Below are 23,133 nucleotides of genomic sequence, written 5' to 3'. Positions count from 1 at the left end.
GTCGGGCGCGGCAGCCACCGCAAGGATTCGCGTCATGCCGGGCAGACCCGATCCACTGCCCGAACTCATCGCCCATGCGCTGATCGCCCTCGTACTCACCGGCCCGGCAGCGGCCGGTGGTGGCGACCTCAGGCGGAGTTTCGGGCAAATAGGTAGAATTCCGGCATGGGGAAGCGGCCTGTGGCGCCGACTGCGCCCGAACTCCTGCTGGAGACCGACACCGGCTCCACGGTGATGAGTCCGAGCCGGGACTACCACGTGGGCCGCGACCCGCTGAGCGACATCGTCATCGACGACATCCGCGTCTCGTGGCATCACGCCGTCCTCCACGCCGAGCTCGATCACTGGACCATCGAGGACGAGCACAGCACCAACGGCACGTACGCCGACGGGCGGCGCGTCGAAGAGGGGAAAATCGGGCCGGGCAGCGTCATCCGCTTCGGCAGCGTCACCGACGGCCCGCGCGCGGTGGTCGTCGGCCGCACTCCGCCCGAACCCCGCGCTCCCGAACGCCCCTCCTCCGTCAGCACGCCCTCGGCGACCGGCACCTTCCGGCAGCCGACGACCGTGCGCCCGCTGCCCACCCGCACCATCCGCATCGGCCGCGCCGACGACAACGACGTGGTCATCGACGACCTGGTCGTCTCCCGCCGGCATGCCGAACTGAGGGTCCTCCCGGACGGTACGTACGAGATCGCCGACCTCGGCAGCCACAACGGCACCTACCTCAACGGCCAGCCCGTGGACCGCGCCCCTCTCGCGCCGGGGGACATCGTCGGCGTCGGCCACCGCGCGTACTGCCTCGTCGGCGACCAGTTGCAGGAGTACGTCGACACGGGCGAGGTGTCTCTCGACGTCCAGGGTCTGACGGTCACCGTCGACCGGGGCCGCAAGACACTCCTCGACCAGGTCTCGTTCCCCGTCGGTGAGAAGTGCCTGCTGGCCGTTGTCGGACCCAGCGGCGCGGGGAAGTCCACCCTGCTCAACGCCCTCACCGGGCTGCGCCCCGCGGACGGCGGCACCGTCCTCTACGACGGCCGCGACCTCTACCGCGACTACGCGGAGCTGCGCCAGCGCATCGGCCTCGTACCGCAGGACGACATCCTGCACGCCCAGCTGACCGTGCGCCGCGCCCTCGGCTACGCCGCCGAACTCCGCTTCCCCCAGGACACCGAGCGGGCGGAACGCCGGGCCAGAGTCGACGAGGTCATCCGCGAACTCGGCCTGGAACAACGCGCCGACCAGCCCATCCACAGCCTCTCCGGCGGCCAGCGCAAACGCGTGAGCGTCGCACTCGAACTGCTCACCAAGCCCTCGCTGCTCTTCCTCGACGAGCCCACGTCCGGGCTCGACCCCGGCATGGACCGCTCGGTGATGCACATGCTGCGCGGCCTCGCCGACGACGGCCGCACGATCATCGTCGTGACGCACAGCGTGCTCAGCCTCGACGTGTGCGACCGGCTCCTCGTCCTCGCCGCGGGCGGGAAGATCGCCTATTACGGGCCGCCGCGGGACGCGCTGCCGTTCTTCGGCTTCCCGCACTGGCCGGAGGCGTTCGAGGCCTTCGAAGGCGACCGCGACCGGGACTGGGCACGGGACTACCACCTCTCGCCGCTGCACCAGCGCTACATCGTCAACTCCTCCGCGCAGCCGTACCTGATGTCCCTCCCGCAGGACGGCGCGGCCACGCCCGGCTCCTTCGCGCCGCCGCCGAAGCCGCAGAGCTGGGGTTCCCAACTGCGCACGCTGGTGCGGCGGTACGCGGCCGCGCTCGGCGCGGACCGCACGTTCCTCGCCATCATGATCGCCCTGCCGTTCGTGATGGGCGCCATGGCCCGCGCGCTGGCCGGAAGCCGACTCACGCAGGAGACGGCGATGAACGCGCTGCTCATCCTCTGCGTCGGCGGAGTCCTGACCGGTGCCGCCAACGCGGTGCGCGAACTGGTCAAGGAACGCGTCATCTACCAACGGGAACGGGCGGTGGGGCTCTCCAGATCGGCGTATCTGATGTCCAAGGTCGTCGTCCTCGGCACGGTCACGGTGCTCCAGGCCGTCGTGCTGACCCTCGTCGCTCTCCTCGGCGTCGACCTCAACGCGCCCGCCGGCGAAGGGGTGTTGCTGCCACCGCTGGTGGAAGTCACCCTCGCGGTGGCCCTGCTGGCGTTCACCGCCATGATGCTGGGCCTCCTCGTATCGGCGCTGGTGCGCAAGGAAGAGGTGACGATGCCGCTGCTCGTGTTCCTCGCCATCGTCCAGGTGGTCTTCTGCGGCGCACTCCTCAAGCTGCACGGCGTGCCCGGCGTCGAACAACTGGCGTGGCTGGTGCCCTCGCGCTGGGCGCTGGGCGCCATGGCGGGCACCATCGGCCTCGGCAGGATCGTCCCGGGCGAACTGACCACCGACCCGCTGTTCCGGCACTCCGCGGGTGTCTGGCTGCTCAACATGGGGATGCTGGTGGTCCTGTCGGCCGTCTTCGGATACGTGGTCGCCAGGCTGCTGCGCCGCCATGAACCCGCCGTGATGCGGAAGTAGGAGCACCGGCGATGACCCCTGCGGACTTCCGCCCCACCCACGTGGTTCCCCAGGACGGACTGCCCGCCTGGGAGGCACCCGACGTGGAGCGTCCGACGACCCCCCTCGACGCGCTGCTGCCCGTGCAGCTGGTCGACCGGCTCGGCGACTGGGGCCGGATCGTGTGCGCCAACGGCTGGTCGGCATGGGTCGACGGCCGGCTCCTGCTCGCCGTGCCGCGCGATCCACCGGGTGCGAGGGGCCCTCTGACCCACGTGGCGGATCCGCGTCCGCTGTTGACCAGGACCGAGGACGCCCTCGGCCGCTACCGGAGCGCGGCGGAGGAACTGGCGGGTGGCGGCGACGGGGAGTCCTTCCGGCGCGGGACGCACGGGCTGCGGGTGGGCGTGGTCGTGGAGGGCGAATCGTTGTGGCTCTACGACGCCGACCACGAGCGGTGGGTGTACTGCGACGGAACGAGGCTCAGTACGTACGCGGTGACGGAAAGACCCGCCATCGAGGGGCACGGCGATGACCACGAGGCCGCCGAACCCCAACGGGCAGCCGCCGCCGACCCCGGCGCTTCCCCTCCGCCTGACGGGGAACCGACCCGCCTCGTCCCCGCCGCGCAGGAAGCGACCGACGGAACCGACCGTTCGACCGCCGGGGTGGGGCCGGGGGAGACGCAGGTGGTAAATGAGGTGACAGGGCCTGAGCCGACGCGGGTGGTGGGCGAGGCGGTAGGTCCGGGGGAGACGCGGGTGGTGGGCGAGGCGGTAGGTCCGGGGGAGACTCAGGTGGTCGATGAACCGCACACCCCGCACGGCGGACACCCCGCCCCGTTTCTCCCGCCCGAGGGGGACGAACCCCATCAGCCGCTCCGGTCCGGTGACGCCTGATGGCGGCCGCGCCGGGCGAGGGCGGCCCGAGCCCGCACTCCGGGCGGCCCTCCGAGCTGATCGGGCAGCAGATCGCGGACTACCGGGTCGAGGGCGAGATCGGCCGCGGCGGCATGGCCGTGGTCTACCGCGCCAGGGACCTGCGCCTCGACCGGACCGTCGCCCTCAAGCTGCTCGCCCCCGAACTCGCCCGCAACGACACCTTCCGGCGGCGCTTCACGCACGAGTCACGCGTCGCGGCCGCGATCGAACACCCGCACATCGTGCCCGTCTTTGAGGCCGGCGAGACGGACGGGGTGCTCTACATCGCCATGCGGTACGTCCCCGGGAGCGATCTGCGCCACCTGCTCGACCGCGGCGGCCCGCTCTCCGTCACGGCCGCGCTCCGCATCGCCACCCAGGTCGCGTCCGCGCTCGACGCGGCGCACGACCGCGGCCTGGTCCACCGGGACGTCAAGCCCGGCAACATTCTCATCGCCAAGGGCACGGACAGCGACCACCCCGAGCACGCCTACCTCACGGACTTCGGCCTTACGAAGAAGTCCTTGTCGCTCACCGGATTCACGACCGTGGGCCAGTTCGTCGGGACCCTCGACTACGTGGCGCCGGAGCAGATATCGGGCCGCCCGGTGGACGGCCGATGCGATGTCTACAGCCTCGCCTGCGTCGTGTACGAGACCATGGCGGGCGGGCCGCCCTTCCAGCGCGACGACGACATCGCCCTCCTCTGGGCCCATCAGTACGACCAGCCGCCCCGCCTGACGGAGAAGCGGCCGGGTGTTGCCCCCGGCCTCGACGGGGTCCTCACGAAGGCGCTGGCCAAGAGTCCGGAGGACCGGTACGGGTCGTGCCTGGAATTCGCCGCCACGCTGCGGGCCGCGGCCATGGGCAGCAGTACGGACGGCCACCACCCGACGCGGGTGGACCGCCGCGTCGAGCAAGCCCCGGCCCACCCGGGGACGCCCCCCGCCCCACCCCGCTGGGCCCAGCCGGTCTTCCGGCGGCCGACCGAGTAGAGCGGCCGGTCTCCCGACGGCCGAACGCACAGCTTGCGCCAGGTCAGGCCCCGGGCCGCACCTCGCCCCGCCGGTGGACCCGTCGCGCCAGCACCCCGCCGAGGACCCCCGAGACCAGACCCCAGGCAACGGCCAGGAGCAGCCCCTTCCAGAGGTGCGGCCGCAGCTCCACGAGCCCGGAGAGGCCCCCGCCGAGATCCCCGATGCCAAGGAGCGAAAGCCCGTAGTGGGCCGACACGCCCGCCAGGAGACAGACGGCGAGCACGGTGAGGGCCAGCGCCACCGCCATGTGCACGGCGTGCTGCCAGGCCCGCATCCGTGCCGGGGAGCGGGCCGCCATCAGGAACGCCGCCGTCGGCACCAGGACCGCCGCGACGACCAGCAGCCACCACACCCGCCCGTCGTGCTCGGCGAGAGTCCGCAAACTGAGAGTGGAATCGGCCGGCGTACGCAGCACCTCGTCGAGGACCCGCGGCATGGGCAGCCCGAACGGCCCGTCGACCCGGCCCTCCCAGGACGCGCCGAGCCCCAGGGTGAAGGCGAGCCAGACAAGGTTGGGCAATCCGAGCAGCAGCACCGCGAACGTCTCGGCGGCATGGCCGCGGGTCGCCGCCACGACGAGGCCGGCGGCGAGCCCCAGGACGGCGTACGACAGCAGCAGGAACACCATGGCGTACGCCGCGGGGCGCACCGCTTCCTGGAAGCGCAGCAGGCGGGCGGGGAGCGGGGCGCCGCGCGAGACGGACAGTGCCACGACGAGGACGCCCGCGAGCCACAGCAGTCCGAAGACGAGGGTCAGCGGCACGTCCGTCCTGAATCCGACCTCGGGCGAGGAGTCCAGCAGATCGCCGATCTCCCCGGCGGGCCCGTCGCCGAGCGCGATCGCGAAGCGGTGCCGGGCCAGCAGGCCGAGGCCGATGAGCAGCAGCACCCACAGCACCGCGATCCGGGCGGCCCAGCCGGCGAGTTCCCGCACGTCGGCCACGGCCCGGTGCCGCAGCGGCCGGAGGAACCCGGCGGCGGCCACCAGAGCGCCGACGAGGCTGACGGAGAGCGGGAGCACGGAGAGCCCCGCGTCCGTCTCGGCGATCACCCCGGCGTCGCCGGAGAGCCCGACGGAGCCGCCGACCGCCATCACGACGACGGCCGCGACGACACTCGGGAACGCCCCGCCGGGCAGGTCGGCGGCGCCCGCGGCCCACAGGCCGAGCCCGGCGACGACGGCCATGACCGCCAAGGAGGCGAGCACGGCCGCAAGGGCATGGGGCCAGCCATGAGGGGCCCGTCGGCTCTGCTCCGCGCGTTGCGCCCCGGCCCCCCGCGGCGGTGTCTGCTCGCTCACGGTGCCACGCTAAGCAGCGCGGGACCGGTCCGCCTTTCGAGAGGGCCTTCGGAAGGGCTTACGGGAAGGCCGACCGGCGTCGGCTTGCGGGCCCCCGGACGTCGGGGCACACAATAGGCGCGTACCAGGATAAAAGGTACGTCGCCGATCCCCCTACACAGGGAAGTGTTCGTGAGCGTCGAACCGCCGTCGTCAGGACGCCCCACAGGACCCCCTTCGGGCCCGCTCTCGGGTCCTTCGCAGCCGAGCCCCTCGGGGCCGGGCGAGACCCAGGCGGGCGCGAGCGCCGCCGGTTCGACGCCGCCTCCGGATGGTGCGCGGTCCTCGGCCCCGCCGAGCGGCGGCCCGCCGAACGGTCCGGCCGGTGGCGGGGGCCGCGGCGGCGGGTCCGACGGCTCGGGCGGGGGCGGCCCCGGTGCCGGTCGCGGAGGAGGTCGCCCGTGGTGGAAGTCGGCGCCCCGCGTCGCGGCGATCTCAGCCGCGGTGGTGGCCGCGGTGATCCTGGCCGTCGTCCTCACCCGCCCCGAGGGCTCGTCGGAGTCGGGCGGCGAGGTCCTCCTCCAGCCCGCGGGCAAGTCGGGGCCCGACCCCTTCACCGAGTCGACGGCCCGCGAGGGCTCCACGCCCCCCTCCCCGAGCGAGCTGCCCAGCTCGTCTGCCTCGGCCAACGTGACGCGTGGCGTCGACGGCGCGGCGCCCGGTCTCTACGGCGGGACGCGGAAAATCGGCAGTTGCGACGTGGAGAAGCAGGTCGGCGCGCTCCAGAAGGACCCGGCGAAGAACAAGGCGTTCGCCTCCGTCCTCGACATCGAACCGTCCGGCGTCCCCCGCTACCTGCGCTCGCTCACGCCCGTGCACCTGCGGCTGGACACCCGCGTGACCAACCACGGCTACCGCGACGGCCGTGCCACCGGCTACCAGGCCGTGTTGCAGACCGGCACCGCGGTACTGGTCGACGACCACGGCGTGCCGCGGGTGCGCTGCGCCTGCGGCAACCCGCTGCTGCCGCCCGTCGCGCAGAAGAGCACACCGCGGCAGACGGGCGACGCGTGGCCCGGGTACCGGCCTTCGAACGTCGTGGTCGTGGCGCCCGCCACTAAGGTCGTGGACCAGTTCGTCGTGTACGACCCGGACAGCGGTGACTGGTTCACCCGGGCCAAGGGCGACACGGGCACCGGCGACAAGAAGACGAAGCCTCCGGCGACCAGGCCTCCCTCACGGCACCCGGACACCCCGTCCCCCGACGAGTCGACCTCGACGGCGAGTACGCCGCCGTGCGACGCGCGGTCCCCCGGGGCGCCCCCGGCAAGCTCGTGCCCGCCCTCGTCGGTCCTGCCGCCCTCCTCATCGGCGCCGCCCTCCTCGCCCGCCACGCAGCCGCCCTCCTCGGTCGAGGAAGAATCGCCCGCGTCCGGGCCCGCACCGCCGCCGTCGTCCCCCCGGGCGGACGGGAGCCCGTGAGCGAGCGGGTGTCGCCGGGCCGGCGACGGCGGGACAGTACTCTCCTCGCATGACTGACAATGCGCTGCGTTCCGTCACCGTCGAGCGGGCTGGCCCTGGCCGGTTCACCGCGACCAACGCCCGGGGGAGCACGCTGACCTTCGGCACCGGCGGGGGTGCCGACTTCACGCCGGTCGAGTTGTTCCTCGCGGCGATCGGCGGTTGCAGCGCGGCCGACGTGGAAGTCGCCACGAGCCGTCACGAGGAACCGGCCGTGTTCACCGTCACCGTGACCGGCGCCAAGGTCGAGGACGAGGGCGGCAACCGGATGTCGGACCTCGGGGTCGCCTTCCACGTCACGTTCCCGGACGGTCCGTCGGGGGAGCGCGCCCGCACCATCCTGCCCCGGGCCGTGAAGACGTCGCACGACCGGCTGTGCACGGTCAGCCGCACGGTCGAGGCGGGCACCCCGGTCACCGTGACCGTCTCCGACGGCACCGGCGACGCCTGACACAACGTCAGGCGCGCAGCGCCTTCGCCATGTGCTCGACGAACACGGTCGTGCAGTGGGGGAGTTCGCCGCGGGATTCCTCGCCGCCGACGAGCACGAGCCGATCGGACAGCGCCTCAAGGCGGCTCATGTCGGGAACGTAGGACATGATCGCTGTCACCGGGCCGGACGTGGATGACGAGGCGGCAGCGAAGATCATCGTCGACAACCGCACCAGCGACCTCGCCGGATACGACATCCTCCTCCTTGCGGACATCCTCCAGGACCTGCTGGACCTGAAGGGCACGGGCTACGACCAAGACCAGCTCGACCAGCTCCTGCATGCGACCGCGCTCCCCGAGCCAATCGAACTTCCCACCGATGGCACCGCAAGAACGCATGGGCCCAAGAGCCGACCGAGGAGTGGCGGAAGACCCTGGACTGGCTGAAGCGAAACTCCTTGCCCGTGGGTGCGCTCACGGAAGCCGACGTGCTGCGACGGGCGCTGTAGCCCCCTGTGTCGCAAGCTGGACGGCAAAGCGGCTGCGGCCAAGACGGCCGGGCGCAAGCGGGCTGCGTTGAGTGAAGTGCTCAGCACCGCGGTGGAGAAAGGCTACTTCGCGGAGAATCCCAGTGCCACCTGCTGCCCGAGGCCGGGTGGGGGATGCTCAACCTGTCGGGCGGCGTCATCACCACGGGCAAGAATTGGACGGACGACGGCGCGGCGCGGCGCACGAGGTGCACTCGCTCAAGCGCCGTGCGGCTATCGCGACCCGGCCGGTGCCCATCCCGCCGCAGGTCGTGCGCATCCTGCGCGCGCACATCAAACGGTTCGGCGTGGCGCCGGACGGTCGGGTGTTCCGGAACCAGGCCGGCAACTACGTGGACGCAGCCGCGTACGGCACGACGTGGGCACGGGCACGGAAGTATGTCCTGACCCGCACGGACTCGCCTCCGGCCTGGCCAACCGGCCCCTACGACCTCCGGCACGCCGGGATCTCGCTCTGGCTCTACTCCGGCGTGGACCCGGCCGAATGCGCTCGCCGCGCGGGCCAGAGCATCCAGGTCCTCTTCCGTCACTACGCCAAGTTCCTGGACGGCGTCCGGGAGCAGGCCAACCCGCCTCATCGAGCAGTCCATGGCGGAGTGGGACCGCGTCAGCCAGGGCGGGGCGTCTGCCGGGTGAGCCGGGATCTGGACCGGAAATAGACCGGAAGAGCTGATCAGGAACGCGATAGCGGAGGGAGAAACTGGGAGTTACAACGCAAACTGGGCCCTGCGCTGAGCGGGCCGAGTGGAAGGCGCCTGACAGGTAAAAGCCCAGGTCAGGCGCCTTTTTTCGTACCCCTAGAAGAAGCCGAGCTTCTTCGCCGAGTACGACACCAGGCTTGGACCGACCACACCGGCGAACTCCCCATCATCGAGGGCACACTGACCCGCCTCCAGGTCGACCGCCTGCCCTCAGGAACGCCTGCCAGTGCACGTCGACGTCCTCGGGGCGATTCGATATCTAGCACCTCTTCAGGCTGATGAAACAGCCACTCGGGTGGACCCGGCCGAAGCTTCGCACCCCCGATGCCACGAGCGCTGGACCTGGCTGATCATCGCCGCCCACACCCAGTCCGCCCCCTGCGCGAGGCCGCCGCCGACCCCCGACATCCCTGGGAGAAACCGGCGGTGCCCGGCCGGCTCACCCCGGCCCGAGTCCGCCGGGGGTTCCGGAACCTCCGCCCACACCTCGTCTGCCCGGCCCGTGCACCCAAACCCTCGAAACCAGGCCCGGGGCGACCACCCGGCTCAAAGAACCGACGCCCCGCCACCCGCTACGACGTGGGCAAGACCATGAAACGAAGTTCCTGTCTCGCGCCTCAGCTGTCGTCCATGCCTTCCTCGGCATGGAGTCGGGCCTCGATGTCAGGTCGTGAAGGCTGAACTCGAGGTTGGCGGTGGTGCGGTGCTGGGAGGCGGCGTGGACGTCAGAGGGCTTCCTTGAGGATGTCGATCTCGCATTCCTCACCCGTGGCGGGGTCGGCTGCCACGAGTCGGCCGGAGAGCGGGCTGGTCTCGATCTGGCCGCGCTGGAGGAGCCGTCGCTGACGGTGCGGATGATGTCGTCCATGGGGGCGGGGTTTTCGGTGGCCACATCCAGGTCCTGACTGAGGAGGTCGACCAGGCCGTGGGCCTGGACGGCGTAGCCACCGGTGGTGACCAGGGGGCAGGGCGCGCCGATGGCCAGACGTTCGTCAGCTTCGCTCGCGCTTCCGCACGGCCGGGGTGCGAGTGTGGCCGGATACCTACCGCTGGCAGGCCCGAGGTCGAAGCCCACGCCCGCGCTGGCCGGTATGACGTGTTGACCGAGGAAGCCGTGGCCGACCCGGCGGCGTGGCTGGCCTCCGCCTCATGCTGTGATCGGAGACAAGTTCAGGTCTAGGTGACGTGAATAGTGTCGTCGCCGCTCGCGCTCGTAAGGCGGGCCATGACGGCAGGTTACTGACGTCCACTCTGATGCTCAGTAGTCGAGAAGAACTGCGGATTGGGTCGTTTCCTTCGGATCAGGTGATCACCGGTTGACAAGGCCGCGGTGTACCGTTCCTTTGTTACCCAGTTGTCCTTGAGCAGCGCCGGCGCCGTGTCCTCGCGTGGTTGCCGGTGCCGTGACCAGTCCCGCCGCCCGGCTCGGGGCCGGGCACCGGGCGCACTGGCCTTTCCGGAGTGTGGAGGTGCGGGGATGAGTGGTGGTGCGGCGGGTTCGGCGAGCCCTCGTGAGCGGTTGCTGATGCTGCAGCGTCTGCTGGGCGAGGCGCTGGACCGGCTGGGTGCCGGGGCCTACGCCGTGGATGCCGACTGGACTCTCGTGGCCATGAACGCGCAGGCCGAGATGCTGCTGGGCCTTCGCGCGGACGATGCACTGGGGCAGGACGCGCACGATCTTTTTCACCGGCAGGCCAACGGGATGCGCATGCCGCGCAGTCAGTGCTCGATCATGGAAGCCTTCATCGCCGGCCAGGTGCGCCAGGAGGAGCAGGGCTTCTTCGCGCGCGGGGACGGCTCACTGCTGAGGGCGTCCTGGCTGGTGACTCCATTGCGCTTCACCCCTCAGGAGACCGGGGCCCTGGTGGTCTTCCACGACTACGATCCGGCCGGTGGCTGCCTGCCGGTCTCCACCATTCACGCGGGGCTGCTTCCCGAGCTGGAGCGGCTGGCGTTGCTGGCCGAGACCACCACGCAGCTGACGGCCACCCTGGACGTCAACGAGGCGCTGGACCGGCTGGTCCGGCTGGTCGTCCCCATGCTGGCCGACTGGGTGGTGGTCGACCTGATCACCGAGGGCGGCCAGGTCCAGCGCACCCTCGTCGCCCACGATGACGACGGGCACATCACCCGCAGACAGGACCTGCAAGGGACCCTGCTCTCCGTCCCCGAGACCTCGCCGTTGCCGCTGTCCCGGGCGCTGCGCGGCGCCGGGTCCACGCTGGCGACCCCGCAGACGTATCAAGGCCCGCCCGACACCCACATCGCCACCGAACAGCGCAGACTCTTCGATGCCACCGGCATGCACTCCGCGGTCATCGCCCCCATCCGCGGCCTGCGCGAGGTCCTCGGCGCACTCACCCTGGGCCGGTCCAAGCAGCCCGAGCCGTTCACCACCGCCGAGATCCCTCTGCTCGAAGACATCACCCGCCGGGCCGGCCTGGCGCTGGACAACGCCCGCCTCTACCAGCGCCAGCGCAAAGTCGCCGACACCATGCAGCGCCACCTGCTGCCACACCTGCCCAGCATCCCCGGCCTGGAGATGAAGGCCCGCTACCTCTCAGCCCCCTACGCCTCGCAAGTGGGCGGCGACTGGTACGACGTCTTCCACCTGCCCGACCAGGCGCTTGCCCTGGTGATCGGCGATGTCGTCGGACACGATCTGGACGCCGCAGCCGGCATGGCCCAACTGCGCAACATCCTGCGCGCCTACGCCTGGTTCCAACAAGAACCGCCGAGCGTCATCGTCGACCGCTTCGACCGGGCCCTGCCCCACATCACCGACGTCGGCATGGCGACGATGATCCTGGCCAGGCTCCAGCTCCAGACCGGCGGGCAGTGGCAGCTCCACTGGACGAACGCAGGCCACCCGCCGCCCCTGCTGGTCACCGACGACGGCCAGGCCCGCTACCTCACCCGCGGGCACGGCATCCTGCTCGGCGCTCAGGCAGGCATCCTCCGCACTGACGCCACCAGCACACTGCCGCCCCTGTCGACACTGGTGCTCTACACCGACGGATTGATCGAGTCCCCCGGCCGCTCCATCGACGACGGACTGGAACGACTGCGCCGCCACGCCGCCCGCCTCGCCCACCACCCGCTGGAGAGCTTCACCGACGCTCTGATGGAAGCCCGTCCATCCGACAATGACGACGACGTGGCCGTGCTCACCATCCGCGTACCGCTGGTCGAGGCCCCAGCACCCTGAACCGTGTCATCTGTTTGAGACATTCGATGATCCAAAGGAAACGGCCTAGTGCTTGCTCGTCACCGGGACCGAGCGCCGTGATCCGGCCGACGCTGACATGTCCCGGGATCAGGTAGGGCACGCCGCCGGTTGGCCCTGACACAGGCGCATGTCCGTTCCGCCCTGGGGCAGAGGCGGATCTCCGACTGTGCGGCGAGGCGGGGCGGGAGGACGCGGCGGAATGCTTGCCCATGAGGCGAGAACATCTCGCACACCGCTAGGGGAGAGGAAGACCCGATCATGGAGTTCACCACCGCGCTGATGCTGTCCGTCGGGATCACCGGCGTTCTCGCCACGGCGGCGGCCCCCGGCCGTTGGCAGGCTCCTGTAGGGCTGATGCTCACTGTGACCGTCGTGCTGTTTCCCGTCACCCATGTACTGCTGGAGCGAGTGGCGGACGGGTCCGAGTGGTGGATGCGCACGGCATTCCAGCTGGGAGCGAGCCTCTGGGGAAGCCTGCTGGCCGGACCGTTGTACCGGCGGCGGCGGCAGCGCGGAGCCACGACGAGCGTGGCGCACTGAACCGCTGCGCCCGCCCGGCCGTAGTGGGGAGCGGGTGGCTCACCTCGGCCTGCTGAAGACGTGCGCAGGTCAGCGGGGGCCCGGCCCGTCTCCCCGCCGCCTCACGGAGGGGCACCACCGTATGAGGAGTAGACGGTATGACCGCCCTGTCCCGCATCACCATCTTGGGCATCGGTGTCCTGGGTTCGCAGATTGTTTTCCACACCGCGTACAACGGATTGGATGTCGTGGCGTACGACGTTGACGAGGCCGCGTTGGAGCAGGCTCGCCAGCGGCTGACGGTTCTGGCGTCGCGTTACGAGGGTGAGGCGGACCTGGTGATCGAGTCGGTGCCGGAACAGCTGGCCGTGAAGAAGGATGTCCTCGCCCGGCTCGGGGCTGTCGCCCCGGCCCACACGGTGTTCGCCACCAATACCTCCGCCCTTCCGCCGAGCGCTCTCGCGGCCAGTACGGGTCGGCCGGAGCGGTTCTTGGCGCTGCACCTCGCCAATCTGGTGTGGCGGCACAACATCGCCGAGGTGATGGGCACCGTCGAGACCGATCCCGAGGTTTACGCGGCGGTGGTGCGTTTCGCCTCGCGGATCGGGATGGTGCCGATCCCCATGCGGAAGGAGAAGCCGGGTTACGTGCTGAACTCCCTGCTCATGCCGCTGTTGAAGGCCGCGGGTGAGCTGCTGACCGGGGATGTCGCCGACCCGGGCCGCGGTTGATGACGTCTGGCGGATCGGGACCGGTGCGTCCTACGGCCCGTTCGAGATGCTGGACATCATCGGGCTGTCGACGGCCCATCACATCGCTGCGCGCGGGGACGCCGGGCAACGGGAGTTCGCTCGGCTCATCAAGGAGCGTTACCTCGACAAGGGCAAGCTAGGGGTGGCCACGGGCGAGGGATTCCATCGCTACCCCGGTGGCGGTGGCCGCTGAGGCGGCATGCCCGGCCGGTTCACTGGTCTCCTGCTGGTGACTGCGGTGGGCGGCGCCACCCTGGCATTCGCCTCCGGCGGCGCGACGTCCGGCGCGGCCGACAAGGCACCCTGGACCGGCACCTCGACCGTTGCGGACCACTCCCGCGACAGCAAGCCGACCGTCGTGCTGGTGCACGGAGCGTTCGCCGACTCCTCCAGCAACGCGGCGTCCGTGCGCAGCGTCCTCGACAGCGCCGATGGCCCCGCAAGACCGCCGACCTGATGGCCGCCGCCCAGCGCCCCACCACCGACGCCGCGCTCAACACCCCCGCCCCCGAGGCTGCTTGGAGGACGACTCCCTCATGGGCTTTGACCACCACCAAGGATCGAACCGGCTGCTGTTGCACGACGTAGTCATGGGTGCGGAGCCGTGAGGCACGGGACTGTGCCGACAGTGAATCCGTAAAAGTGCATCTCAATACTGAAAAGGTGGAGAAGTGACTGACGCTTGTGTGGCCCGTAAAAAAGAAGTCGTACTGAGACGTGGGGTACCTCGGGCGCGCGCCTGCAGCATGGCTACGGCTACATTTCGGCCTTTCCCGAGTCTGCCAGCGATGGTCCTGGCGGTTGCGGTCATGGCGACTTCGTTGGTGGCAGTTCTTTTTTCAGGGAAAGCTGCCCATGCGGCTCCCCTGAGCAGCACTCCGCTGATCACCTACGATATGCAGGGGGCCAGCCGACCAGTCGGAAATGACCACCAGTGGAACAACCATGGACGACCTCCTGGGTGATGAGTGCAGAGCGCCGATAATCTCCACCCAAGCGCTCAGCCTGCGACTGATATGCGCGTTGTCCACCACAACGAGTGAACCCACCGCATCGGTCCTCGTTCCCGTTGCCACGGCGGTCAACGCCCCGCCGCAGGGCCCGCGGTGTGGCCGGGTGCTCGATGACCCGGGCGGGCCGGAGCCACGCCGGCGTCCGGCGTTCGTGCGCCGGCTGACCCGCGAAGGGCTCCGCGTCTCACCTTGTTCCGATCCTGTCTGGTTGTTCCCATCTTGTCTGGGCGAGATCGTGCCCGAGTCGGGGATCTACGAGTGCGAGTGAGGGCAGCACCACCGGTACAGCAGGCTTCCGCCGCCCACACATCCGTTGGAAGAGACGCGACGACATCCACGAAGCAGTCCTCGGACTCGCCGCCTGGGTGATGACCCGCCGACACGTCCAACGGCTTTGTTAGTAGTTGTCAGGAGCACCCAACACGAGCCGAGGGCGGAGGCGATGGGATTCCGACAACTGAGACAGGCTCAGAGGCAGGCGAGAGGCCGGCGCTGTAGACGAGGTGTTGGTGGCCAGCAGACAGTCCTCGGCGACGACGTCTTCGAGGCCCTGGAACAGCTGCGTCCAGCGTGGCACCGCCGAGCACTTGTGATGAAAAACAGGTGCGGCCGGTCGCCGCGATGATGTGAGATGCGGGGCATGACGATCGTTCTGAACGAGCCCGGCGTCGACGGACTGATCGAGGTCGTGGATGCCCTCCGCGTATGGCAGGACGACCGCACGCCGCTGCAACTCCATCCGGGAGACCTCGGCTGGGCCTGGGCGCTGGGCGCGGAGAGGCTGGCCGCGGCCGTCCGCACCTGGAGTGTGGACGGACGGATCATCGCCGTGGGATACCTGGACGCCCCTGATGTGCTGCGCCTGACGACCGCCCCGGACCTGCGGCAGGACGGTGATCTGGCGCGCCGGATGCTGGTGGACCTCGATGACCCGGAGCGCGGGGTCCTGCCGCCCGGGAAGGTCGGCGTCGAGATCCCCAACGGCGCCCTGCTCCGCGAGGTCCTCCTGGAGGCGGGCTGGAATCTGGACGAGCCGTGGACGCCGCTGCGCCACGACCTCTCCGAGCCGGTGCGGGACTCCGGTCTGCGGATCGAGGTAGCCGGCCCGCAGACGGCGGGCGTGCGGACCGCAGTGCACCGCTCGGCGTTCGGCAGCCCGGCGTTCACCGAGGAGATCTGGCACGTCCTGGCGGCCGGGCCGGTCTATGCCGACGCGCGCTGCCTGATCGGCTTCGACGACCAGGACAACGCGGTGGCCGCGGCGACGGTCTGGTCGGCCGGGCCCGGCAGGCCCGGCCTGCTGGAGCCGGTGGGCGTGCACGCCGACCATCGTGGTCGCGGCCACGGGACGGCGATCAGCATCGCCGCTGCGGCGGTGCTGCGTGAACTGGGTGCGTCGAGCGCACTCGTGTCCACCCCGAGCTCGAATGCTGCCGCAGTCGCCGCCTACAGGGCAGCTGGATACGAGGCGTCGCCCGAACGGCTGGACGTCAGCCGAGCCGCCTGAGGACGATCAGGCGACGGAGTCGGACAGGCAGCGTCGCTGCCCTCGGCCGGGGGCCGAACGACCTAGGAGGACCTGCCTGTCCTCGGATGCCCATCCCCCCGGAGCGAGCCGTCCGTCGACGGGTGCGCCTGCCGCAAGGAGCGAGGGATGGGGTCGAAATCGGCTCGGCGCGCACGTTGCGAGTGGCGGCCTGCTCGAATCCGAGCGGGCCCCGGCGGCAAACAGACCTGCCAGAACGCGGCGGCCGGCGCTGCGCGGGCCCGGCCACCGGAGAGGGGCGTGGGGTTCACACGGTGCTCGCGCACCCCGCACGGTGTTGTGTCAAACCTGCGGGGCCTCGGCCAGTGCGGATACCTCGGCCCAGTCGTTCCAGGTCTTGAGCCGCTCGGCGTAGACCTGGCTGACGACCGGGAGGGAGGCGCTGCCGAAGAAGACCCGCAGCGGCGGGTTCTCGGCGTCGACGATCTTCAGCAGCGCCGGGCCGGCCGTGGCGGGGTCACCGGCCGGGGCGCCGCTGAAAGCGGCGACCACCGCGGCGCGCACGCCGTCGTAGGCAGGCAGGGGCTGGGCATGAGCACCGGAGGAGCCCGCCGCGTCGGTGGCGAAGTTGTTGGGCTCGACGAGAGTGACCTTGATGCCGAACCCGGTGACTTCCTGGGACAGGGTGTCGGTGAGGCCTTCCAGGGCCCACTTCGAGGCGTGGTAGCCGCCCATGTTGGGCCAGGGCGCGACGCCGCCGAAGGAGGAGATCTGGACGATGTGGCCGCTGTCCTGGGCGCGCAGGAACGGCAGGGCGGCCTGGGTGACCCACAGGGTGCCGAAGAAGTTGGTCTCGAACTGGTCGCGGATCTGCTCCTCGCTCAGCTCCTCGACCATGCCGAACAGGGCGTATCCGGCGTTGTTGACGACGACGTCGAGTCGGCCGAAATGCGCGTGGGCGCGCTCGACGGCGTCGAAGACCGCGTCCCGGTCCGTCACGTCCAGCGGTATGGGCAGAACGGCGTCTTCGTAGGCGGCGACGAGGTCCGCGAGCGCGGCGGTGTCGCGGGCGGTGGCCGCGACCTTGTCCCCACGGGAGAGGGCCGCTTCGACGAACTGGCGGCCGAAGCCGCGGGATGAGCCGGTGATGAACCAGGTCTTGCTCATGGAGGTGCTCCCAGAAAGTGAAGGGTCCCTGCCTGCACGGTGATCGCCGGCCGCCCTGTGCGACCGCGGCAGGAATATGTAGCCGACCAACTAAATAGTTAGTCGGCTAACTAGTTCGGCCGGGTCCACCGTACAGCAATCCTTAGCCGACCAAGTAAAGTGGTGGCCGGGGCATCCTCCGGTGCCCGCAGGACGGTCGGAGAGGCGCGGAAGCAGCGATGAAGCCCACCAAGGAGCAGGCGTCGACGGATGCGGCCACCCCTGCCGCGCGGCCCGCCGCCGGTGGCGGTCCGGTCAGCCTCGCGCTGTGCCGGGTGGCCCGGCTGCACCGCACGGTGGCCGCGGCCCTGTTGCGCGACCTCGGGCTGTACCCGGGCCAGGAGCTGGTGATGATGCACCTGTGGGAGAGCGGACCGGTCCTCCGCCAGTCGGAGCTCGTCCGCATGCTCGGCGTCGAGCCCTCCACCCTCACCAAGACGCTCCAGCGGATGGAACAGGCCGGACATGTGCGACGCCTGCCGGATCCGGCGGACGGGCGGGCTGTGCTGGTGGAGCCCTCGGACTACGGCGCCTGCATGCTGGCCGAGGTGGACCGGGCCTGGAGCACCCTGGAACAGGAAAGCCTCGCCGGCCTTGACGAGACCCAGCGGGAGCAGCTGCTGACCTTGCTGGGGCAGGTCGAAACCAACCTCAGCGCCTACAGCACGCAACGGCCATGAGCCCCGGGCGCCCGCATATCTCTGCGGCGTGCTGCTCCGGCGTGGCCGGGGCGCGACGGTGGTGTTGACGAGGATCTGGTGCAACGAAGCCACCGTCGTGATCGAGCGGCCCTCGCACGCATTGCAGTGCACCCTGGAGCTGCAACTCAAACGTCGCCCAAGCCCTTGGCTCCTCCGAGCGCGTGGTGGCCCGTAGCCTCAGCCGACTCACCGAAGACGGGCTTCTGATGCTGGTCGCGGGATGGAGCGACCCTTGCTCTCCGGTCCTGTCGACTGGCTTCCTGGAGCAGGCGGTTCTGGCGGAGAGCCGTATGACTCCGCCTTCGGGCTCGCCGACAGCAGACGCTCGAAACTCATGACGGCGGCACGCGAAGGCGAACCTTTCGATCTAAGCCGTCAACAAGAACGCATGGGCCCAAGAGCCGAACGAGGAGTGGCGGAAGGCGCTGGCCTGAATAAAGCGGAACTCCCTGCCCGCCGACGTGCTCGCGGAAGCCGATGTGTTGCGATGAGTGCTCGACGCCCTGTGCTGCAAACTGGACGGCAAGGCGGCTGCAGCCAAGACCGCGCAGTCGGCCGCGGCCGATCGCCGCATCCTCAACGCGGTGGCCGAGACGGAAGAGACCAGGCTGCACCCGGACGCGCAACGCTCGGCGTACGTGCAGATGCTGTGCACGGCGGTCGTACACCGCGGCCAGTCGTGATCAGGCGTTCGCGGTGATGCCGACCTCTGCGCGGTCGCGTCCGCTGGGCCCTGAGGGGCGTGGGCGCCGCGCTCGAAGCTGGCCGTGATCTCCGTGGGGTCCAGTTCACGACCGCCGCGCAGAGGCCGACTGCACATTGATCGGGCGTGGTGACAGCAGGGAAGGCGGAGCAGACAGCCGCCGGACTTCTGTCCGCGGTGCGCGTGCCCCGGGCGAGGTCTGTGACACCGGCCTGCGATCCGGCGGATCGTCGGTAACCTCCGGTCCTGTCATTCGCGGGTGACTGGCGTCCGCCCGCGATTCGCATGCCGCGCCGCTCATGCCCCGAGTGCGGGAGAAGTCGCTTCGGGCGCCACGTCGGCCAGGTACCGGCGGGCGGATGTCAGCGCGGAGTCGATGTCGCGGGTGCCGGTGGCGATGCACAGGGTGTAGGAGATGTCGTCCAGGCGCTGACGCGTCTGAGTGCTTCTGTCCTCGGCGTGCCGGGCGTTCAGGTTCTCGTACCGGGAGACGAGATCGGTCAGGAAGGCGGGGTGGGGCATGAGCATGGCGTGCGTTCCTTTCGCTTCGGCGCGGCCGGTGGGAGGGTCAGGCGGCGAGGGCCGGCTGTCGCTGGTCGGTGGTGTCGCGTTCGACGTGTGCGCGCACGCGGCGGCAGGCGCGGGTGAGCAGGCGTGAGACGTGCATCTGTGAAATGCCCAGTTCTTCGCCGATGCGGGCCTGGGTCATGTCCTGGAAGAAGCGCATGTGCAGGATGCGGCGTTCGCGCTCGGGCAGGCGGGCGAGGCAGGGTTTGACCGCCTCACGCGCGACGACGATGTCATAGCGCGGCTCGGTCTGCCCGAGCAGGTCACCCAGGGCGGGGGACTCCCCCTCGGAGGACCCGACGTTCAGCTGGGCGTCCAGGGAGATGGCGCGGAAGCTGTCGATGGCTTCCATCCCGGTCAGCACGTCCTCTTCGCTGAGCTGGACGTGATCGGCGATCTCGGCCACGGTGGGGAACCGGTCGCCCTGGGTGAGGGCGAGTTCGCGGATACCGGCGCGCACCTTGTTGCGCAGCTCCTGCACCCGCCGGGGCACGTGCACACTCCAGGCGTGGTCGCGGAAGTACCGCTTGACCTCTCCCACAATGGTGGGAATTGCGTACGGGGCGAAGGGGCCGTGCGCCGGGTCGTAGCGGTCGACGGCTTTGACCAGGCCCAGCGCCGCTACCTGCTCCAGATCCTCCAGGGGCTCACCGCGGTCGCGGAACTTGCCCGCGAGGCGGTGGGCCATGGGCAGCCAGGCCGCCACCAGCTGCTCGACCAGGCGTTGCCGCTCAGGGCCTGCCGGCAGCACGGCGAGGCGCTCGAAGTCGGCCTGCGTGTCCGGAGTGTCCGCCGCCCGGCGCGGTTGGGTCGCCCTGATCGACATGTGTGTGCCTCCCGTCGAACCGCTGATGTCGTCAGCACGGGAGCGGGGTCACCACACATCCCAAGGCGGCCGTGTCCATGACCGCTCCCGTGGATGTGCCTGCTTGCCCAAGCACGTCGAGACGCCTTCTGTCCGTGATCAGCAGAACTAAACAACCGAAAAGCCGGTGAAAGTCATGATGCGGCAGAGGCTGCTGCCGCGCCTGTCCAGGACATGAGCGCCAGAGCGAGGGAACCGGCCCCGCAGACCGGGGGCCGTGCCATGCTCGCGCCGCCCCCCGTCCAGGTCTTTACCGTGCCAGTACGCCGACGGCGCCGCTGATGCCGATGGAACACGCCATGATCGTGGACGCCCAGGCGGCATGGCGTTTGAGAAGAGCGCGCCGCAGCTGCTGGTAGCGCGCCTCGTACTCACCCCGCAGTTCCTGTGCCCGCCTGGCAGTCGTGCCGAGCACGTGCCGGGTCAGGGCCATGCGGTGCTGGACGTAGTGCCGTGTGAGGTCCTCGGCCTGAGCGGTGGTCAGCCACGGCAGCTTCTCGCACAGCGCCCGCGCTTCGCGGTGCGCCTCCACGCGGTGGCCGTGTGCGATGAGGAAGCCCTCCGCGTCGGCCGCGATCACCGAGGCTTCGTCGAGGTGCGGGCGACGGTGCGGGCTCCCTCTCACGAGCGGTCGCCTTCATGTCCTTCGGCGTCGATGACATCGCGCTTGCCGGTGTTCTCCTTCTCGTCGAGCTGGACGACGTCGGGGTGGTGCAGGTCGAAGGCAGGGGACTCGGAGCGGATCTTGGGCAGGGTGACGAAGTTGTGCCGGGGCGGCGGGCAGGAGGTGGCCCACTCCAGGGAGCGGCCGAACCCCCAGGGGTCGTCGACCTCGACGCGCTCGCCGTACTTGGCGGTCTTCCAGACGTTGTAGAGGAAGGGCAGGGTGGACAGGCCCAGGAGGAAGGCGCCGATGGAGGAGATGGTGTTGAGGGCGGTGAAGCCGTCGGCGTCCAGGTAGTCGGCGTAGCGGCGGGGCATGCCTTCGGCGCCGAGCCAGTGCTGGACGAGGAAGGTGGTGTGGAAGCCGACGAACAGGGTCCAGAAGTGGATCTTCTCCAGGCGGGTGTCGAGCATGGTCCCGGTCATCTTCGGCCACCAGAAGCTGAAGCCGCCGAACATCGCAAAGACGATGGTGCCGAAGAGGACGTAGTGGAAGTGGGCGACGACGAAGTATGTGTCGGTGACGTGCCAGTCAAGGGGCGGGGAGCCGAGGATGACGCCGGTCAGGCCGCCGAAGAGGAAGGTCACCAGGAAGCCGACCGCCCACAGCATCGGCGGCTCGAAGGACAGGGATCCCTTCCACATGGTGCCGATCCAGTTGAAGAACTTCACCCCGGTCGGCACGGCGATCAGATACGTCATGAAGGCGAAGAACGGCAGCAGCACCGCACCGGTGGCGAACATGTGGTGCGCCCACACCGTCACGGACAGGCCGGTGATGGCGATGGTGGCGCCGACCAGACCCATGTAGCCGAAGATCGGCTTGCGGGAGAACACCGGCAGGATCTCGGTGATCACGCCGAAGAACGGCAGCGCCAGGATGTAGACCTCGGGGTGGCCGAAGAACCAGAACAGGTGCTGCCACAGGATGGCCCCGCCGTTCTCGGGGTTGAAGACCTGGGCGCCGAAGCGCCGGTCGGCCTCCAGGACGAGCAGCGCCGCCGCCAGGACGGGGAAGGCGAGGAGCACCAGGACCGAGGTGAGCAGCACGTTCCAGGTGAAGATCGGCATGCGGAACATGGTCATTCCGGGGGCGCGCATGCAGATGATCGTGGTGATGAAGTTGACCGCGCCGAGGATGGTCCCGAAGCCGGAGAGCGCCAGGCCCATGATCCACATGTCGCCGCCGACATAGGGGGTGCGTTCGCCGCCACTGAGGGGGGTGTAGGCGGTCCAGCCGAAGTCGGCGGCGCCCTGGGGGGTGAGGAAGCTGCCCACGACGATCAGTCCGCCGAAGAGGAACAGCCAGTAGGAGAGCATGTTCAGGCGCGGGAAGGCGACGTCCGGGGAGCCGATCTGCAACGGCATGATCGCGTTGGCGAAGCCGGCGAACGTCGGGGTGGCGAAGAGCAGCAGCATGATCGTGCCATGCATGGTGAACGACTGGTTGTACTGCTCGGCCGAGAGCAGCTGCATCCCCGGGCGGGCCAACTCCGCCCGGATGGCCATGGCGAGCGCCCCGCCGATCAGGAAGAACGCGAACGAGGTGATCAGGTACAGATGACCGATCTTCTTGTGGTCCGTCGTGGTCAGCCAGGAGACGACCACGCGCCCTCGACTCCGCCGTCCTTCGGTCGGTACCAGCGTGACCGGATCTGCTTGAGCAGTCATCAGCTTCCTTACGGACAGGGCAAACGCCGTGATTCCTACTTGGCTACCGGAAAGCAGGCCAAGATGTCGCAGGACGCGCTGAAGGGCCCCGCGACAGTTGCCGAATCACCAGAATCGTGAGACTCACACGGTTTTCTTCCGGCCATTGGGCTCACTGGTGATGCCGTGAGCGCCTGCGTGTGTGGAGACGGCCATGCACGCAGTCAGCCGCCGTGGTCTGCCGCCCTCCGGCCGGATCGCACCGGTAGCTGGCGGTCAGGCTGGGGCCGGGAGCGCCGAAGGCCCATCGAAGTCGGGGCGCGAGAGCATGCGTCGACGTCGACTGCGTACCCGGCGACAACCTCCTGGCCCGGTACGCCGAGACACCCACAGACGGCGCCCTGCTGTGCGGTACGGTCGCCTACCTGACGCCACCGCCGCCGGAGGGCTACCACCTCGCAGCCCTCCCGAGCCTCGCTCCGCCCCATCCCGGGCGACCGGCTCCAAGGGACACCGAGGTGCTACGAGACGGCGACCACCGCCTCTTCTGGTCCCTGTCCTTCGCCTTGACCGCCCGCACCTGGCGGGACCTCGGCGGCTTCTGCGAGGACTGCACCGGATACGGCGGGGAGGACACCGACTTCGCCGCGCTCGGCCTCGTGGAGCACGAACCGGTCACGGACACATGGAGGAAAACGAAAGAGGCCGGCTGAGACATCACGAGAAGCTGGGAGAAGTCCCGGGCGCATGTGTGCTCGGGGGTTGGACAAGCGGCCGACCGGGCCGACAGGGGACCTTTCCGGATGCGTGCGGGTCGGCACACATCCGGA

General features: G+C 69.9%; 23 protein-coding genes and 2 pseudogenes. 17 read left to right on the top strand and 8 right to left on the bottom strand.

The window, feature by feature from the left end; genetic code table 11:
- Positions 1–165 precede the first annotated feature (165 nt).
- Genes ACZ4Z4_RS33960 through ACZ4Z4_RS33950 form a run of 3 tightly spaced genes read left to right on the top strand, consistent with a single transcriptional unit; the run spans position 166 to position 4,426 of the window.
- Positions 166–2,532, top strand: coding sequence for an FHA domain-containing protein (locus tag ACZ4Z4_RS33960; RefSeq protein WP_468336166.1), 2,367 nt, complete (start codon positions 166–168; stop codon positions 2,530–2,532).
- Between the two features lie 11 nt (positions 2,533–2,543).
- Entirely contained in the window at positions 2,544–3,410 is an 867-nt protein-coding gene (locus ACZ4Z4_RS33955) for a hypothetical protein (RefSeq protein WP_468336163.1), read from the top strand.
- Complete coding sequence (locus ACZ4Z4_RS33950) at positions 3,410–4,426, top strand: serine/threonine-protein kinase (protein ID WP_468336160.1); 1,017 nt, start codon at positions 3,410–3,412, stop codon at positions 4,424–4,426. Before ACZ4Z4_RS33955 ends, ACZ4Z4_RS33950 begins: the two co-directional genes overlap by 1 nt.
- 43 nt (positions 4,427–4,469) lie before the next feature.
- Here the strand turns inward: ACZ4Z4_RS33950 and ACZ4Z4_RS33945 are convergent, their stop codons facing one another.
- Entirely contained in the window at positions 4,470–5,768 is a 1,299-nt protein-coding gene (locus ACZ4Z4_RS33945; RefSeq protein ID WP_468336157.1) for a streptophobe family protein, read from the bottom strand.
- 171 nt (positions 5,769–5,939) lie between these two features.
- On the opposite strand from ACZ4Z4_RS33945, the gene ACZ4Z4_RS33940 reads away from it, so the two are divergent.
- Together ACZ4Z4_RS33940 and ACZ4Z4_RS33935 are read left to right on the top strand one after the other, a co-directional pair.
- Positions 5,940–7,229, top strand: a complete 1,290-nt coding sequence (locus tag ACZ4Z4_RS33940) for a DUF6777 domain-containing protein (protein ID WP_468336154.1) — start codon at positions 5,940–5,942, stop codon at positions 7,227–7,229.
- 49 nt (positions 7,230–7,278) lie between these two features.
- Complete coding sequence (locus ACZ4Z4_RS33935; RefSeq protein WP_468336151.1) at positions 7,279–7,719, top strand: OsmC family protein; 441 nt, start codon at positions 7,279–7,281, stop codon at positions 7,717–7,719.
- 7 nt (positions 7,720–7,726) lie between these two features.
- Here ACZ4Z4_RS33935 and ACZ4Z4_RS33930 read toward each other — a convergent pair whose 3' ends face one another.
- A complete protein-coding gene (locus ACZ4Z4_RS33930) occupies positions 7,727–7,849 on the bottom strand; it encodes a hypothetical protein (RefSeq protein WP_468336148.1) in 123 nt (40 codons plus the stop codon).
- A gap of 16 nt (positions 7,850–7,865) precedes the next feature.
- Between ACZ4Z4_RS33930 and ACZ4Z4_RS33925 the strand changes: the two genes are divergently transcribed.
- The 3 genes and pseudogenes from ACZ4Z4_RS33925 to ACZ4Z4_RS33915 form a co-directional block, all read left to right on the top strand.
- Positions 7,866–8,147 carry a hypothetical protein gene (locus ACZ4Z4_RS33925; protein ID WP_468336145.1) on the top strand — a complete coding sequence of 94 codons (282 nt, stop codon included), beginning with the start codon at positions 7,866–7,868 and terminating at the stop codon, positions 8,145–8,147.
- Between the two features lie 256 nt (positions 8,148–8,403).
- Complete coding sequence (locus tag ACZ4Z4_RS33920) at positions 8,404–8,907, top strand: hypothetical protein (protein WP_468336142.1); 504 nt, start codon at positions 8,404–8,406, stop codon at positions 8,905–8,907.
- Between the two features lie 290 nt (positions 8,908–9,197).
- Positions 9,198–9,630, top strand: a pseudogene (locus ACZ4Z4_RS33915) (NF041680 family putative transposase); the annotation flags it as partial.
- Positions 9,631–9,680: 50 nt separating this feature from the next.
- Here the strand turns inward: ACZ4Z4_RS33915 and ACZ4Z4_RS33910 are convergent.
- A pseudogene (locus tag ACZ4Z4_RS33910) lies at positions 9,681–9,934 on the bottom strand (nucleotidyl transferase AbiEii/AbiGii toxin family protein); the annotation flags it as partial.
- A gap of 540 nt (positions 9,935–10,474) precedes the next feature.
- Between ACZ4Z4_RS33910 and ACZ4Z4_RS33905 the strand changes: the two are divergent.
- The 6 genes from ACZ4Z4_RS33905 to ACZ4Z4_RS33880 all read left to right on the top strand — a co-directional run bounded on the left by ACZ4Z4_RS33905 (position 10,475) and on the right by ACZ4Z4_RS33880 (position 15,969).
- A complete protein-coding gene (locus tag ACZ4Z4_RS33905) occupies positions 10,475–12,157 on the top strand; it encodes a PP2C family protein-serine/threonine phosphatase (protein ID WP_468336139.1) in 1,683 nt (560 codons plus the stop codon).
- Between the two features lie 279 nt (positions 12,158–12,436).
- Positions 12,437–12,718 carry a hypothetical protein gene (locus tag ACZ4Z4_RS33900; RefSeq protein ID WP_468336136.1) on the top strand — a complete coding sequence of 94 codons (282 nt, stop codon included), beginning with the start codon at positions 12,437–12,439 and terminating at the stop codon, positions 12,716–12,718.
- Positions 12,719–12,855: 137 nt separating this feature from the next.
- Positions 12,856–13,428: a 3-hydroxyacyl-CoA dehydrogenase NAD-binding domain-containing protein gene (locus ACZ4Z4_RS33895; protein WP_468336133.1), complete on the top strand. Its 573-nt coding sequence runs from the start codon at positions 12,856–12,858 to the stop codon at positions 13,426–13,428.
- Positions 13,403–13,642 carry a 3-hydroxyacyl-CoA dehydrogenase family protein gene (locus ACZ4Z4_RS33890; protein ID WP_468336130.1) on the top strand — a complete coding sequence of 80 codons (240 nt, stop codon included), beginning with the start codon at positions 13,403–13,405 and terminating at the stop codon, positions 13,640–13,642. Before ACZ4Z4_RS33895 ends, ACZ4Z4_RS33890 begins: the two co-directional genes overlap by 26 nt.
- A 6-nt stretch (positions 13,643–13,648) precedes the next feature.
- Complete coding sequence (locus ACZ4Z4_RS33885; RefSeq protein WP_468336127.1) at positions 13,649–13,906, top strand: hypothetical protein; 258 nt, start codon at positions 13,649–13,651, stop codon at positions 13,904–13,906.
- A gap of 1,196 nt (positions 13,907–15,102) precedes the next feature.
- Positions 15,103–15,969 carry a GNAT family N-acetyltransferase gene (locus ACZ4Z4_RS33880; protein WP_468336124.1) on the top strand — a complete coding sequence of 289 codons (867 nt, stop codon included), beginning with the start codon at positions 15,103–15,105 and terminating at the stop codon, positions 15,967–15,969.
- A gap of 321 nt (positions 15,970–16,290) precedes the next feature.
- Here the strand turns inward: ACZ4Z4_RS33880 and ACZ4Z4_RS33875 are convergent, their stop codons facing one another.
- Entirely contained in the window at positions 16,291–17,115 is an 825-nt protein-coding gene (locus ACZ4Z4_RS33875) for an SDR family oxidoreductase (protein WP_468336121.1), read from the bottom strand.
- A gap of 218 nt (positions 17,116–17,333) precedes the next feature.
- Between ACZ4Z4_RS33875 and ACZ4Z4_RS33870 the strand changes: the two genes are divergently transcribed.
- Positions 17,334–17,834 (top strand): MarR family winged helix-turn-helix transcriptional regulator, encoded by a 501-nt coding sequence (locus ACZ4Z4_RS33870; protein WP_468336118.1) that lies wholly within the window; start codon positions 17,334–17,336, stop codon positions 17,832–17,834.
- 512 nt (positions 17,835–18,346) lie between these two features.
- Positions 18,347–18,538 carry a hypothetical protein gene (locus ACZ4Z4_RS33865; protein ID WP_468336115.1) on the top strand — a complete coding sequence of 64 codons (192 nt, stop codon included), beginning with the start codon at positions 18,347–18,349 and terminating at the stop codon, positions 18,536–18,538.
- 317 nt (positions 18,539–18,855) lie between these two features.
- Here the strand turns inward: ACZ4Z4_RS33865 and ACZ4Z4_RS33860 are convergent, their stop codons facing one another.
- From ACZ4Z4_RS33860 to ctaD, 4 genes are all read right to left on the bottom strand, one after another.
- Positions 18,856–19,086: a DUF5133 domain-containing protein gene (locus ACZ4Z4_RS33860; protein WP_468336112.1), complete on the bottom strand. Its 231-nt coding sequence runs from the start codon at positions 19,084–19,086 to the stop codon at positions 18,856–18,858.
- Between the two features lie 40 nt (positions 19,087–19,126).
- Positions 19,127–19,951, bottom strand: coding sequence for a SigB/SigF/SigG family RNA polymerase sigma factor (locus ACZ4Z4_RS33855; protein WP_468336109.1), 825 nt, complete (start codon positions 19,949–19,951; stop codon positions 19,127–19,129).
- A 289-nt stretch (positions 19,952–20,240) separates the two neighbouring features.
- Complete coding sequence (locus ACZ4Z4_RS33850) at positions 20,241–20,615, bottom strand: hypothetical protein (protein ID WP_468336106.1); 375 nt, start codon at positions 20,613–20,615, stop codon at positions 20,241–20,243.
- Positions 20,612–22,324 carry an aa3-type cytochrome oxidase subunit I gene (ctaD, locus tag ACZ4Z4_RS33845; protein WP_468336103.1) on the bottom strand — a complete coding sequence of 571 codons (1,713 nt, stop codon included), beginning with the start codon at positions 22,322–22,324 and terminating at the stop codon, positions 20,612–20,614. Before ctaD ends, ACZ4Z4_RS33850 begins: the two co-directional genes overlap by 4 nt.
- 497 nt (positions 22,325–22,821) lie before the next feature.
- Between ctaD and ACZ4Z4_RS33840 the strand changes: the two genes are divergently transcribed.
- Positions 22,822–23,016: a hypothetical protein gene (locus tag ACZ4Z4_RS33840; protein ID WP_468336100.1), complete on the top strand. Its 195-nt coding sequence runs from the start codon at positions 22,822–22,824 to the stop codon at positions 23,014–23,016.
- Positions 23,017–23,133: the final 117 nt, after the last annotated feature.

The sequence above is a fragment of the Streptomyces sp. NPDC030245 genome (genome assembly GCF_055572995.1).
This window is presented reverse-complemented; position numbering and strand designations above follow the sequence as displayed.